13 protein-coding genes and 1 pseudogene are annotated in these 12,322 nt (G+C 52.9%); 3 read left to right on the top strand and 11 right to left on the bottom strand.

From position 1 onward, the window contains the following. Positions 1–173 precede the first annotated feature (173 nt). A complete protein-coding gene (locus tag QZ279_RS06775) occupies positions 174–860 on the top strand; it encodes a GntR family transcriptional regulator (RefSeq protein ID WP_293449458.1) in 687 nt (228 codons plus the stop codon). Here QZ279_RS06775 and QZ279_RS06770 read toward each other — a convergent pair. The 8 genes and pseudogenes from QZ279_RS06770 to QZ279_RS06735 form a co-directional block, all read right to left on the bottom strand. Continuing rightward, positions 841–1,707: a dioxygenase gene (locus QZ279_RS06770; RefSeq protein ID WP_293449456.1), complete on the bottom strand. Its 867-nt coding sequence runs from the start codon at positions 1,705–1,707 to the stop codon at positions 841–843. The two genes, QZ279_RS06775 and QZ279_RS06770, sit on opposite strands and share 20 nt — an antisense overlap. A gap of 11 nt (positions 1,708–1,718) precedes the next feature. Then, the gene (locus QZ279_RS06765) at positions 1,719–3,023 is read right to left on the bottom strand and encodes a TRAP transporter large permease subunit (RefSeq protein WP_293449454.1); all 1,305 of its coding nucleotides are present in this window, start codon (positions 3,021–3,023) and stop codon (positions 1,719–1,721) included. Next, on the bottom strand, positions 3,020–3,571 hold the full coding sequence (locus tag QZ279_RS06760) for a TRAP transporter small permease subunit (RefSeq protein WP_293449452.1): 552 nt from the start codon (positions 3,569–3,571) through the stop codon (positions 3,020–3,022). Before QZ279_RS06760 ends, QZ279_RS06765 begins: the two co-directional genes overlap by 4 nt. A 17-nt stretch (positions 3,572–3,588) precedes the next feature. After that, positions 3,589–4,401, bottom strand: a pseudogene (locus tag QZ279_RS06755) (C4-dicarboxylate TRAP transporter substrate-binding protein). Positions 4,402–4,533: 132 nt separating this feature from the next. Next, on the bottom strand, positions 4,534–4,668 hold the full coding sequence (locus QZ279_RS06750; protein ID WP_293449450.1) for a hypothetical protein: 135 nt from the start codon (positions 4,666–4,668) through the stop codon (positions 4,534–4,536). A 34-nt stretch (positions 4,669–4,702) separates the two neighbouring features. Continuing rightward, complete coding sequence (locus QZ279_RS06745; RefSeq protein WP_293449448.1) at positions 4,703–5,158, bottom strand: OsmC family protein; 456 nt, start codon at positions 5,156–5,158, stop codon at positions 4,703–4,705. Positions 5,159–5,165: 7 nt separating this feature from the next. Then, on the bottom strand, positions 5,166–5,810 hold the full coding sequence (locus tag QZ279_RS06740) for a malonic semialdehyde reductase (RefSeq protein WP_293449446.1): 645 nt from the start codon (positions 5,808–5,810) through the stop codon (positions 5,166–5,168). Further along, the gene (locus tag QZ279_RS06735) at positions 5,807–6,682 is read right to left on the bottom strand and encodes a fumarylacetoacetate hydrolase family protein (RefSeq protein ID WP_293449444.1); all 876 of its coding nucleotides are present in this window, start codon (positions 6,680–6,682) and stop codon (positions 5,807–5,809) included. Before QZ279_RS06735 ends, QZ279_RS06740 begins: the two co-directional genes overlap by 4 nt. 198 nt (positions 6,683–6,880) lie before the next feature. On the opposite strand from QZ279_RS06735, the gene QZ279_RS06730 reads away from it, so the two are divergent. Then, on the top strand, positions 6,881–7,165 hold the full coding sequence (locus QZ279_RS06730; RefSeq protein ID WP_293449442.1) for a YciI family protein: 285 nt from the start codon (positions 6,881–6,883) through the stop codon (positions 7,163–7,165). On the opposite strand, the gene QZ279_RS06725 is transcribed toward QZ279_RS06730, so the two are convergent. From QZ279_RS06725 to QZ279_RS06715, 3 genes are read right to left on the bottom strand one after another with little or no spacing between them, the layout of a single operon-like run. After that, positions 7,162–7,947 carry a carnitinyl-CoA dehydratase gene (locus tag QZ279_RS06725; RefSeq protein ID WP_293449440.1) on the bottom strand — a complete coding sequence of 262 codons (786 nt, stop codon included), beginning with the start codon at positions 7,945–7,947 and terminating at the stop codon, positions 7,162–7,164. The genes QZ279_RS06730 and QZ279_RS06725 overlap by 4 nt on opposite strands. Continuing rightward, positions 7,944–9,986, bottom strand: coding sequence for an acetate--CoA ligase family protein (locus QZ279_RS06720; protein ID WP_293449438.1), 2,043 nt, complete (start codon positions 9,984–9,986; stop codon positions 7,944–7,946). The genes QZ279_RS06725 and QZ279_RS06720 overlap by 4 nt, the downstream gene beginning before the upstream one ends. Positions 9,987–9,989: 3 nt before the next feature. Then, a complete protein-coding gene (locus QZ279_RS06715; RefSeq protein WP_293449436.1) occupies positions 9,990–11,150 on the bottom strand; it encodes an acyl-CoA dehydrogenase family protein in 1,161 nt (386 codons plus the stop codon). Positions 11,151–11,329: 179 nt separating this feature from the next. On the opposite strand from QZ279_RS06715, the gene QZ279_RS06710 reads away from it, so the two are divergent. Continuing rightward, positions 11,330–12,322 carry a glyceraldehyde 3-phosphate dehydrogenase NAD-binding domain-containing protein gene (locus tag QZ279_RS06710; protein WP_293449468.1) on the top strand — a complete coding sequence of 331 codons (993 nt, stop codon included), beginning with the start codon at positions 11,330–11,332 and terminating at the stop codon, positions 12,320–12,322.

Here is a 12,322-nt window from a genome sequence, read left to right as displayed (position 1 = left end):
ATGGACACCAATGTGACCCAATCAGATAGCTGTTTGCGACAGGCTGGGTGCCTGCAGAATGTTTGTAGCTGCACGGCATCACACAGCGCGTTCTCGCGAAACGTCTTGGTCCGGTTTCTCCCGCAGTTAGTCTTATTTGTTGAACGCGACAAAAAAATCGATATTATGCCGTAATGTTGTACAATTTTTCAAATCCTCAAAATGAAGCCACACTTTCTGATGGCTCGGCGACACAGAAAACGTATCTGGCGTTGCGAAAGATGATCGTGATCGGGGATCTGAAACCCGGAGAAAAATTAAAGATCGAAGGGCTGCGACAAAGGCTTGGCACAGGTGCGTCACCGATCAGGGAAGCGCTAAGTCTGCTGACTTCAGATAATTTGGTTGAGCGGATCGATCAACGCGGATTTCGTGTGTCTCTGACCAGCCGTAAGAATTTTGAAGAAATTCTGATGCTTAGGTGTGAATTGGAAGATATCGCGTTGCGTCAGAGCCTCGCTAATCGCACGCAGGATTGGGAAGAGCAGGTGGTGGTAAGCCATCACAGGATGGTGCGCGCGCAAGTTGGTGGTGATGCAGCGTTTGAAGATCTGCACAAAGCGTTCCACATGGCATTGCTTGGGTGTTGCGATGCGCCGATACTGTTGAAATTCTGTTCGCAGCTTTACGATCTTAACATTCGGTATCGCTATCTCGCGAGCGGTGCGATGAATTACAAACAACGGGATGTTTCGCACGAACACCAAAACATTATGGATGCCGTGATCGCGGGGGATGGCGACACAGCTTCTGCAGAACTGCTAAGCCATTTCCGCCACACGGGTGCGTTTTTGGCAGGGCTTATTCCGCAACAAGGGTGAGGTCGAAATCGACTTGCATGTAGGGACCATCCACCTTGCCTGACAGATCAAATCCATCTGGAAAGCTGCCTGCTGGCATGTCTTCGTAGTGCATCACCAAATCTTCACGCACGCCGAATACCGCGTCTTCGTCCAAATAGGGATCATCGCCTGCGAAGACTTCGGAGACTAACGTGCGATAGCCTTTGGCTTTCACGATGAAATGCAAGTGTGAGGGGCGCCATGCTTGTCGCCCCGTCGCAGATAAGAGCGCGCCGGCAGGTCCGTCTGTTGGAACTTCGTAACTGACGGGTTTAACTGTTGTGAAACCGTAACGTCCGTCGCTGCCAACTGTTTGGATACCGTGGAACGAATATGTGCCCTGCTCGGGGTCTTGGCTGGAATACAAACCATTTGGCGCGGTCTGCCAAATATCGATCTGAGCCCCCTCAATCGGTTCACCCTTCATGTTTTGAATGACGCCTTTGGACAATAGAATAGGGCCTTCGTAGTGCCGTTTCATATCATGGCCAAACGGGATCGCAGGGGCACCTGCGATATGGAACGGGCCAAGCACAGATGATGACGAACCGCCCGGAACCATATTGATCAGATCGACCAAGGACGAAATCCCCAAAAGATCACTGAGCAAAACCATTTCATGGCGCTCTTTGTCAGAAATTTCGCCCGCCCATTCGAGCATCTCGATACCCTTTTCCCATTCCGCATGGGTCAGTTGGGTTTCGCGCACGAAGGCATGTAAATGTTTGGCCAAAGAATTCATGACCTCGGCTGTGCGTGGGTCAGTGTCTTTGCTGATGTAGCCAGCAAACGCGTCGGTGATATTTTCTTTGGTTACATTGCGCATGAGAGCGTTCCTTACAAAAGGGCTAGGCTGAGTATCGGGAATTCGATGAGAAAGAACAAGACGACGAGCATGACAGCTGCAAAGGGAAGGGTGCCCATGAACACGTCTTTCAACGAAATACGATCATCGTTCAGCGTCGATTTGATAACGAAACACGAAATTCCCAGCGGCGGTGTCAGCAACCCGATTTCTGCACCCACCACCGTAACGATACCAAACCAAACAAGGCTTAGGCCCATGGGTTCGATCAGCGGCAAGAACAGGGGCACAACGATAAGGATGATAGAGGCGGTATCCAGAAGTGTGCCAAGGAAGAGCATCAAGAGGACATAGAGCAGCATGATTGTCCAAAAGCTTGCTTGACTGCCAGCCAGCATATCACCCAGTTGGTTGGGCACGCCTGCAAGGCCCAGCATGCGGCTATAGATTGATGCAGCGGTGATAAGGAACAACAAGAATGCTGTGATGTGCCCCGTTTCTAGTAATGCATGCCAGAAATCACGCAGCGACATAGAACGGCGCACGATAGCGATCAGCAAGGCGACCAATGCGCCAGCCGCGCCTGCTTCGACGGGGGTCAGCCAACCTGTATAGATGCCGCCAAGAACCACCATGATCAGGAAAAGGATCGGCAGGGTCTTGGATGCAATTTCGCGTGCCGGCATACGTTCGTAATCCGTCGCAGGACGTCCGCCGATGAAACTCGGTGTGAGGCGACCCATCAGCCAAATCGCACCGATGTAGGCGATGGCGAGCATGATGCCAGGAATGACGCCAGCGAGGAACATATCCCCAACGGATTGTTCGGCCACAAAGGAATAGATGATCAACATCGCAGATGGGGGAATGATCATGCCAAGAACCGATGATCCAGCAACCACACCGACGGCAAAGCGCGGGTTGTAGCCGTGGCTTAACATCTGGGGAACGGAGACTTTTGAAAAGACCGAAGCAGAAGCAATGGACGATCCAGTGACAGCCGCAAAGACTGCGTTCGCACCAACCGTGGCCATACCAATGCCGCCTTTCACACGACGGAATCCTGTACTCATGACCTCATAGACATCGCTGCCTAACCCCGCTTTCGAGACTATGAGCCCCATAAACGTAAACAGCGGTATCGTCGCGAATGTGTATTCCATCGCGCTGTCTCCAATGGCGATTTTCAACAGGTTCATCGCTAGCGTGAAGTTGTCGCGCATCAACCAGATCGAAACGAAAGACACTGCGCCCAAAGCGATGGGGATATAGACACCCAAATAGATCAACAGAACGATTGCGCCGACCGACATCAGGCCAATATCAAGAGGGCTCATTTAGCGGTATCCTGCTCGTCTTCGGGTAAATTAGTTAGCTTGAGACCCTTATCAGGAAGCGCGATTTTCAGCGCGAACAGCAATGTGCAGAGCGCTGCGCTGAGTAAGATCACCAGTTTGACAGGCCACCACGGCGCGGTGAACACGCCTGGGACACCGAAGAAGTCCTTGGTGTGCCACATCTCTGTGAATTCGGGAAAAATCGCGACGGCGACAAGGCCCATGAAGATAGCGGACAACAGGTTGATTGCCGCGCGCAGGAATGCCGTGAAGCCTGGGAATTTGTAGCCAATCACATTCTGGAAACCATCCGATGCGGTCAGGCGATTGACCCTAACAACGTCTGGCAACTGCAAGAATACGATCAGGACGATTGAGAATTGAACAACCTCAACCGCCCCCATGAACGGCGCGTTAAAGAACCCGTGCGCAATCACATCGTAATTCACGATTGCCACAAGCGAAAGGACAACCAGTGTGCCAACAACATTCGCACTGATTGCGATGCCATTGGCCAAGGCTCTGATATGTCGAAGCGCTTGCAGCATGTTATGTCCTACCCAGCTTAGTTGCTTGCGATGGACCAGTCACGAACGCCGGTGTAACCCGCATCCTTGAGCTTGCCCAAATAGGTGTTCAGCATCGCTGTGCCATCTTCGCCTTTGGCGTCCAAGCCTTGCGCCCATTCAGCCGCGATGTTTGGAATTGCCGCCGCCCAAGTCGCGCGATCCTCACTGCTCATCTCGACGATAGTGCCACCTTGTTTGACATACGCGTCACGGCTTGCAGCAGCGCGGTCCATTGCGATGCCCGCAACGTGATCACGGTACTCAACAGCGACTTCAGTCAACGCGGTCTTCACTTCGCCGGGCAGTGCGTCCCAGTAGTCTTTGTTCACTGTGATCGTCTTGGAGTTCACAGCGCCAAGATCAGCCTTCAGCATTTAGGGGGCAACTTCGGCGATTTTGAATGTTTTCGCCGCTTCAGGCCAAAGCATCGCGTTATCGACAAGACCAGTTTGTAGCATGTTGTAAAAGTCCGTCAGACCGCCACGGACACCAGCAGCGCCATCGATGCCTTCAAGATAACGCAGGTTCATGCCCGCGCCAGCAACTTTAGTTCCCTCAAGATCAGAAAGACCAGAGATCGGGTTTTTGGAGAAGACCTGATACGTATCAAGAACAACACTAGTCGCCAGGTAGACCTGGTTTTGCTTTTTAAATTCGTTCTGCATCGCAGGGAATTCTTTGGCGATCTCGTCGATTGCTTTGGACACAGCGCGCGCATCAGGTGCGACAAACGGCGTAACTGCAGACAAGGCTTGAGATGGCAATTTGGATGAATGGAAGATCGTTGTCACGATACCGATATCGCCCAAGCCCAGCTTTACGCCCTATAAAACGCCCTTGGGTTTAACGATGGAACCGCCGTAGTTTTCTTGCCAATCCATGACGTAGTTGCCATTTGCGGCCAAACGCTTGTCGACCTCAGGAATGAAGAAGGCAGTGAATTACTTCACCCAAAGCGCGCGCGCTGGATAGCCGTCGATGACGACTGCCTTGATGGTTTCCTGCGCCATAGCAGGGATAGCAGTCAGGGTTGCCAGAGCAGCACCGAAAGCCAAGCTTTTTGTCCAATGTTTCATATTTATCCTCCCAGATAGTCTATTTTTACGCCAATCAGGCTTTCTGCCATGTCACGGTTAAATCCGTGCCTGAATTCTCATATAGTTTCGCGAGCGGACAGAACTTGGCCGTCTCTACACCTACGGTGTCCAATTCTTCTTGGCTCAGCGTGCCGTCTGCGACCACGTGCAAGCGGATCGCTTTGAACGGCACTTCGACCTCTTCCATCAACAAAACACCGCGTCGGTCGAAATCGACTTCCATCGTGAACGCCATGTGGCCAAGATCAGCGCCCAGCTTGTTGGCACATTTGCTACCGATCACGTTGGTACATCCGATCAACGCCGCAAATGCAGCTTCGGTTGGCGCGACACCATCATTGGTGCCACCGCGCTCTATTGGTTCGTCAATGACGTCCACCAGATCACGCACCATCGTTTCACTGCGCGCATGGCTTGTGCCTTTACCCGTCAGCTTGATTGTCATTATCGATTTTTGTCGTATTGCCATGGTCGCCTCACATTATTTTGCAAATTTCATCAAACCCGAAGCGGGGTAATTTTTGGAACAGCGCAGATTCATCCGCGTGTCCAATGTTACACAGAAAATTCGATTTCCAACCGTTTTCGGAAAAGAATTCTTCGTCAACAACCGCGTTGGAAAAACCCGACATCGCGCCAACGTCCAAACCCATCGCGCGGGCCGCAATCATGAGATAGCCACCTTGCAAGGTAGAGTTGCGGTAGGCGGTGTCGTTGGCATAGTCTTCTTTGCCCTCAAACATGGGCTTGCGATTGTCATGGGGGAACAAGAAATCCAAACGCTTCCAATAGTCGGGATCCCACGCGATGATTGCCGTCACAGGCGCACCCATCATTTTGGGGATGTTCAATGGCTTCATCGACTTGGCCAAACGTTCCTTGCCCTCAGCCGAGCGCACAAACACGAACCGCGCAGGGCATGTGTTCATGCTGGTAGGACCGTTGATCGTGATATCATACAGCGTGCGCAGTTGTGCGTCAGAGACTGGTTCGTCGGTCCACGCATAATGCGAACGTGCGTCGCGCAGGATCAGATCAAGCGACGCGTCATCTAGCTGACCTTGACGTTCCCGTAGGGAACGCACAGCGTCTTGCGCTTGGGCGCGTAGCTCATCGCTCATGACTTGGCTTTCATGTCTGCTTCGTCGACGATTGGGTTCGAACAAATGCCGATGCCTTCGATTTCAATGTCGACGACTTCACCAGGAACCAACCAACGCGGGTTCGGTTTTGTGGCATGCCCGACACCTGGGGGCGTCCCCAATGCGATGTGGTCGCCTGCCTCTAGCGTGGTGTATTCAGAAATAATCGCAATCGCATGTGCAGCGGACCAGATCATGTTTTGCGTATTTGAGCTTTGTAGGATTTCGGTTCCAACGCGGCTTTCGATCTTTAGCCCCTTTGCGCCTTCAGGCACTTCATCGGGCGTGACAACAAAAGGGCCAATCGCGCCCGTGTTGTCGAAGTTCTTGCCGGGCGTCCATTGATGGGTCTTGCGCTGGTAGTCGCGCACAGATCCATCATTGAATACGGTGTAGCCAAAGATGTGATCATGTGCATCGGCTTGTGCGATATGGCGCCCCCCTTTGCCAATGATGATCATCAGCTCGGCTTCATAATCCAGATCATGCGAACACGTAGGACGCACCAAAGGCGCACCAGCCGCCATCACAGAATTGCGGCCGCGCATGAACAATGCGGGATAGTCGGGGATGTCGTAGCCACCCTCTTTGATGTGCTCGATGTAGTTCAGACCGAGGCAGATAATTGTTCCGGGCTTTTCAATCGGAAGCGCGGGCGTGATGTCAGACACATTGATCGCAGCGCCCAGATCACTAAGGTTTGCAGCGCGCGCCATTAGATCCACATCCGCTGCCAACTCGGCAAGGTCTTGCCCGACGTCTGGCAGTGCAGCCGTCAAATTGTACGCGGTATTGCCCTTTGCAAGATAAACAGACTGTGTTCTGGCGACTTGACCGACAATTAAACGCATGAGACTCTCCGAGTTGATCTTGCGAAAGTTTGACGATATTTAAAATCCAAGTCAAATAAAATCGATATTTTTACGAACGCACTTCAGGAGAACACAATGCCAGCATGGGATACCTACAAAGCCGAGGCGAAAGCGCGCGGTTCACTTGCATTTGAACTATACGTTGTGTAATCTGTTCCAGCGAAAACGCCAGATGAGTTGAAAGCCAATTTGCCGGATCACTTGGCCTACCAATCCAAGATGGAAGCGGCTGGAACCCTCGTTTTTGCGGGACCAATGTCGGATGAATCGGGCACACAAATGCAAGGTATGGGCCTGATCATCTATCGTGCCGCGTCCTTTGAAGCGGCCCGTGCGATTGCAGAGGACGACCCGATGCATGCCTCAGGTGCGCGCAGTTTTACGCTGCGCAAATGGATGATTAATGAGGGCAACCTGACTTTGAACGTGGGCCTGTCCCAGCAAAGTGTTTCGCTAAGTTAGCGACCTTTCCAAACGGGATCGCGCTTTTCTGCAAAGGCGCGGGCCCCTTCATGTTGATCCTGAGACGTATAAAGCGCCTCGACCGTTTTGAACTGGCTCTTGGTCACTTTGTTCAGGGCGTCTTGGAACTTCATGTCCTCGGCTTCGCGCACGACCTCTTTGATGGCTGCGTAAACAAGAGGGGGGCCAGAGGCCAACAACTGCGCCAGTTTGCGCGCTTGGTTCATCAAATCCTGAGCAGGGTATACGTAGTTGATCATGCCCCAGCGGGCGGCTTCATCCGCATCCAGCCAACGCCCCGTTAGCAGCATATCCATCGCAATGTGATATGGAATACGCTTTGGTAACTTAATGCTTGCGGCATCCGCAACAGTGCCGGAACGGATTTCAGGCAATGCAAAACTGGCATGATCTGCTGCAAGGATCATGTCCGCGCTTAGGGCCAGCTCTAACCCACCACCGCAGCAAATCCCATTGACTGCAGCGATTAAGGGTTTGTTCATGTGGGGCAACTCTTGCAAACCGCCAAAGCCCCCAACGCCGTAGTCTCCATCAACCGCGTCTCCATCAGCCGCAGCTTTTAGATCCCAACCGGGACAAAAGAACTTGTCACCAGCCCCCGTTATGATCGCAACGCGAAGGTTTGGGTCATCGCGAAAGTCTTTGAAAACTTGTCCCATAATACGGCTTGTCGCGAGATCAATCGCATTCGCCTTTGGACGGTCGAGCGTGACCTCAAGCACATGGCCCTCGATATGTGTTTTGATTGGCTCGTTTGTCATGGCATGTCTCCTTGCACAATGAGTGCATCTACGGCGATCGCACTGTTTGGAGTGCACATCATTGGGTTGATCTCAACTTCTTGTATTTGTCCGTGATGCGCAATGACGTAGGTCTGCACGGCATCAATCGCGCGCCAAAGGGCTGTGCGATCAATGGCAGGGCTGCCTCGATATCCATCCAGAACCGGCGCGCACCGAAGTGTACCAAGTGCGTCTGCCACGTCGGTTTTGTATACGGGCAGCAGGAGGGAGGCCGTGTCATTCAGTAATTCAGTCTGTGTTCCGCCCGCGCCAAGCGTCAAAACATAGCCATGAGCCGGATCGAGAGTGACCGCCACAAGCAATTCGATGATAGCGCCTTGCACCATTTCTTCTACCAAATAGGTGGTGCAGTTCATGTGACGTGCAGCTGTCTGGAGGGCGTCGGGGGTGTTCAACCCCACCTTTACAGCGCCGGCCTCTGATTTGTGTGCAAGGCCGGTACCTTTCAGGACCCAAGGGGCCGACAGGCTTTGTGCGGCTTGCTCCATGTTTTGGGGCGTGGTGACAACGCAAGAACGTGGCACTTTCAGTCCGAAATTTGCAAGGCTTGCTTTCGCTTCATCTTCGGAGAAAACACGCGTGTTTGTCGGGGGCGCGGGTTCTAAAACTGGAGATGCGTCAAAGGCCTGTGCCTGCGCAAGTGCAATCGCGCGCAACGCATGGTCCATGCCTGTGAGAGGGATAACGCCCTCGTTCAGCAGTGTTCTCGCGATGTCTTCTGGCAATGTATCGGGAAGGGACGCCAGAACGGCCACAGGAACAGAGCTGTCTTTGGCCGTTTGAATGATGGCTTTCAACGCAATGTCCCAGTCTGCCAAGGTACAACGGTCGGGACGAGGGAAATCTAGCACAACGATGCCCATACCAAGTTCTGCACCAAACAATGCGCTAAACGTAGCGCGCATGGCCGTTTGGTCGGCCCAAATGTAGGTGTGGTAATCCAGCGGATTGGCCAGCGCGACCTTGGGGCCAAGTGTGGCGCGCAACGCAGTAGTTTGGCGCTGGTTTAGAGGGGGGTATGATACGCCTTCGGATTGACCGAGGTCGGCCATCAAACTGGCCTCACCACCTGAACAGGATGCCGATGCGATTTGGCTTGATTTGAGCGGTCCAGCAACGTGCCAGATTTTCAAAAGCTCTAGAAATGTGCCAAGGTCTTGTGGTTGTGCAATTCCCAATCGCTTCAACAAAGCGCGCGCACCTGTGTGGCTACCAGCGAGGGATGCTGTGTGAGAGACAGAGGCCAATTGCGCTTGCTCTGATGTGCCAATCTTCAAAGCGCAGATGGGTTTTCCAAGTTGATGTGCAAGTTTAGAAAGGCGCTCTAAGGATCTGATATCGCTGATACCCTCGATGTGAAGTCCAAGCGCTGTAACGCGTGGGTCCAGCAAGAGTTCCATCCCGATTTCTGCAATATCAGTTTGTGCTTGATTGCCTGGGGTGACCATATAGGCAATCGGCAAAGCACGGTTTTGCATGGTTAGATTGATCGCGATATTCGAACTTTGCGTGATGATTACGACACCACTTTCGACCCGCTCTCCACCATGTTGGTCAGGCCAAAGTGCGACACCATCCAGATAGTTTAACAGGCCGTAACAATTGGGGCCAAGCACGGTCATGCTGCCCGCCGCGTTCAACAACTGTGCTTGTAGATCAGCCCCGTCTGACAGCTCTGCCGTCGCCTCAGCAAAGCCTGACGCGAAACAAACAGCACCTCCTGCACCACGTTTGGACAAGGCGGACAGACACTCTATCGTCGTGTATCTGTTCACACCCAGGAAACTTGCATCAGGTGCTTTTGGAAGCGCATCGATGCTTGGAAAAGCCGGTCGACCTGCGACCTCAGCTTTGGTTGGATGGACAGGCCAGATATCCCCCTCGAAACCGATGCTTTCACACGTCTTGATGACGTTGTGACACCATGCACCACCGCCGACTATGGCGATAGACTGTGGCCGCAATAACCGCGCCAAACCTGAATTGGAGGCCGTCATGCCTTAGGCACCAAGCGGGCGCAAAAGGTCGCGACTGATGATGTGGCGTTGGATTTCACTGGTGCCGTCCCAAATGCGTTCAACCCGTGCATCGCGCCAGAAGCGTTCAATCGGGTAGTCATCCATCAGGCCCATGCCACCGTGAATTTGCAGCGTCGTATCGGTCACGCGCGCCAGCATTTCGGTAGCATAGAGTTTGGCACTTGCGATTTCACGGTTTGCAGGCAGTCCCTGATCCAACCTCCACGCGCCAGATAGCGTCAGCCAGTCTGCTGCGTCAATTTCTGTGATCATATCGGCGATCTGAAAACTCACGCCTTGGAATTTACCAATTTGCTGACCAAATTGCTTTCGCTCAGCCGAATAATTCAAAGCGTAGTCAAAGCAGCGTCGTGCACGGCCTACGCTAAAGGCCGCGACAGTCAGACGTGTCGCGTAAAGCCATTCGTTCATGACCGCAAAACCGCCGTCAACTTCGCCTAGGACCTGTGCATCGGGCAGGCGGCAATCGGTGAAATCAAGAACATAGTTTTTGTAGCCACGGTGGGACACAGACCGATATCCTTCACGCGCATCAAATCCTGGCGTGCCACGATCCACCAATAAGGCTGTAATCCGTTTCTTCGGACCTTTCGGAGTTTGATCTTCGCCCGTTGCGACAAAAACAATAAAGAAATCAGCGTGCTCACCACCAGAGATGAAGTGTTTGGAACCATTTACAACCCAATCACCGCCATCACGCACTGCGTTACATTTCATGCCACGCACGTCGGAACCCGCCTCGGGTTCTGTCATCGCAAGTGCGTCCATCTTTTCGCCGCGCACAGCTGGCATAAGGTAGCGTTCACGCTGCTCGCCCTCGCAGGCCATCAGAATATTCTGGGGACGACCAAAGAAATGGGTCAGGGCCATAGATCCACGACCCAATTCGCGCTCAACAAGGGTGAAATCCAGATGAGACAGACCCGCGCAGCCGACGTCTTCAGGAAAATTGCAGGCGTAAAAGCCCAGATCAATGACCTTTTGCTTGATCTCATTACCAAGTTCTAAGGGCACGTGGCCTGAGCGCTCAACCTCAGTTTCAAACGGGTAAATTTCTTTTTCAACAAAGCTGCTGACCGTATCAACAATCATATTCTGTTCTTCGCTTAATCCAAACTGCATCGCTTCGTCCTGTTTATTCTCTGTCTCCAAAACACAGCAGCGGGGCGTGGGATGCCTGCTTGGCTGCGACATGGAATGTTTGTTTGCGACGATGCCCATGGATTGGGCAAATGGCCAGCCCATTTCTTGGTACAATTGTGCGCTTGGATTGGGATGCACTTTGGGTCAGAACTTGGGCCATGAGACAGCAAAAGACACGTATTGCCCTGAACGGGTTTGGCCGAATTGGACGTTCGATCCTGCGCATTTTACGCGGGACGGATCTGCCATTCGAGTTGGTTCTTATCAATGATATTCAACCGCTGTATACAGCGTCCTATCTGTTTGAATATGATAGCGTTTTTGGGCGCTATCAGGGTGACGTTCGCTATGAAAATGGCGCGCTGATTTTGGATGGCGAGGCAATTCCATTCTATCACACGGATGATCTGAGCACGCTTGATTTATCTGGTGTTGATGTGGTTCTGGAATGCACAGGATTGGCTGGGAACCGTGCGATCGCAACGCGGGGAATCGAGGCCGGCGCGACGGCCGTTCTTATTTCAGGACCCTCTACCACGGCAGACAAAACCATTGTGCTGGGTGCGAATGATCAAGAGCTTGGCGATGCGCGGATCGTTTCGAATGCGTCTTGCACCACCAACGCGCTTGCGCCGCTTTTGCGGGTTTTGGATAAAGCGTACGGCGTGGAAAGCGGTCATATGACCACGGTGCATTGCTACACGGGCAGTCAGCCGACAGTGGATAAGCCGGGTGCCGATTTTGCGCGTAGCCGCGCGGCGGGGCTGTCGATGGTGCCAACGACCACGAGCGCGCAGAGGTTGACGGATGAGGTTCTTCCGCATCTAGCGGGTCGTATTGAAGCGCGCGCAATTAGAGTGCCGACCGTGAGTGTCTCTGCGATTGATTTAACGGTCCAAACACGGGCCAGTGTGACGGCTGACGCTGTGCGCACGCATTTAAAAGAATGCGCAACGGGGCCGATCATTGGTTGGACAGAACAACCGCTGGTGTCGTCAGATTTACGTATGCGACCAGAATCGCTGGTATTAGTCGGACCTGAGCTATCCGTTTCAGTCGGCGGCTTGCTACGTGTGTTTGGATGGTACGATAATGAATGGGGTTTCTCGATGCGCATGCTCGAACTTGCAGCGCGCATGGCAAATAGATAA

Origin of the sequence: Planktotalea sp. (assembly GCF_018607965.1) — a bacterium.
GTDB lineage: Bacteria > Pseudomonadota > Alphaproteobacteria > Rhodobacterales > Rhodobacteraceae > Planktotalea.
This window is presented reverse-complemented; position numbering and strand designations above follow the sequence as displayed.

What these genes read in the sequence shown, in the direction of transcription:
- QZ279_RS06775 (WP_293449458.1), top strand. Translation starts at nt 174, where the DNA reads ATGTTGTACAATTTTTCAAATCCTCAAAATGAAGCCACACTTTCTGAT.
- QZ279_RS06770 (WP_293449456.1), bottom strand. Translation starts at nt 1,707, where the DNA reads ATGCGCAATGTAACCAAAGAAAATATCACCGACGCGTTTGCTGGCTAC.
- QZ279_RS06765 (WP_293449454.1), bottom strand. Translation starts at nt 3,023, where the DNA reads ATGAGCCCTCTTGATATTGGCCTGATGTCGGTCGGCGCAATCGTTCTG.
- QZ279_RS06760 (WP_293449452.1), bottom strand. Translation starts at nt 3,571, where the DNA reads ATGCTGCAAGCGCTTCGACATATCAGAGCCTTGGCCAATGGCATCGCA.
- QZ279_RS06750 (WP_293449450.1), bottom strand. Translation starts at nt 4,668, where the DNA reads ATGAAACATTGGACAAAAAGCTTGGCTTTCGGTGCTGCTCTGGCAACC.
- QZ279_RS06745 (WP_293449448.1), bottom strand. Translation starts at nt 5,158, where the DNA reads ATGGCAATACGACAAAAATCGATAATGACAATCAAGCTGACGGGTAAA.
- QZ279_RS06740 (WP_293449446.1), bottom strand. Translation starts at nt 5,810, where the DNA reads ATGAGCGATGAGCTACGCGCCCAAGCGCAAGACGCTGTGCGTTCCCTA.
- QZ279_RS06735 (WP_293449444.1), bottom strand. Translation starts at nt 6,682, where the DNA reads ATGCGTTTAATTGTCGGTCAAGTCGCCAGAACACAGTCTGTTTATCTT.
- QZ279_RS06725 (WP_293449440.1), bottom strand. Translation starts at nt 7,947, where the DNA reads ATGACAAACGAGCCAATCAAAACACATATCGAGGGCCATGTGCTTGAG.
- QZ279_RS06720 (WP_293449438.1), bottom strand. Translation starts at nt 9,986, where the DNA reads ATGACGGCCTCCAATTCAGGTTTGGCGCGGTTATTGCGGCCACAGTCT.
- QZ279_RS06715 (WP_293449436.1), bottom strand. Translation starts at nt 11,150, where the DNA reads ATGCAGTTTGGATTAAGCGAAGAACAGAATATGATTGTTGATACGGTC.
- QZ279_RS06710 (WP_293449468.1), top strand. Translation starts at nt 11,330, where the DNA reads ATGAGACAGCAAAAGACACGTATTGCCCTGAACGGGTTTGGCCGAATT.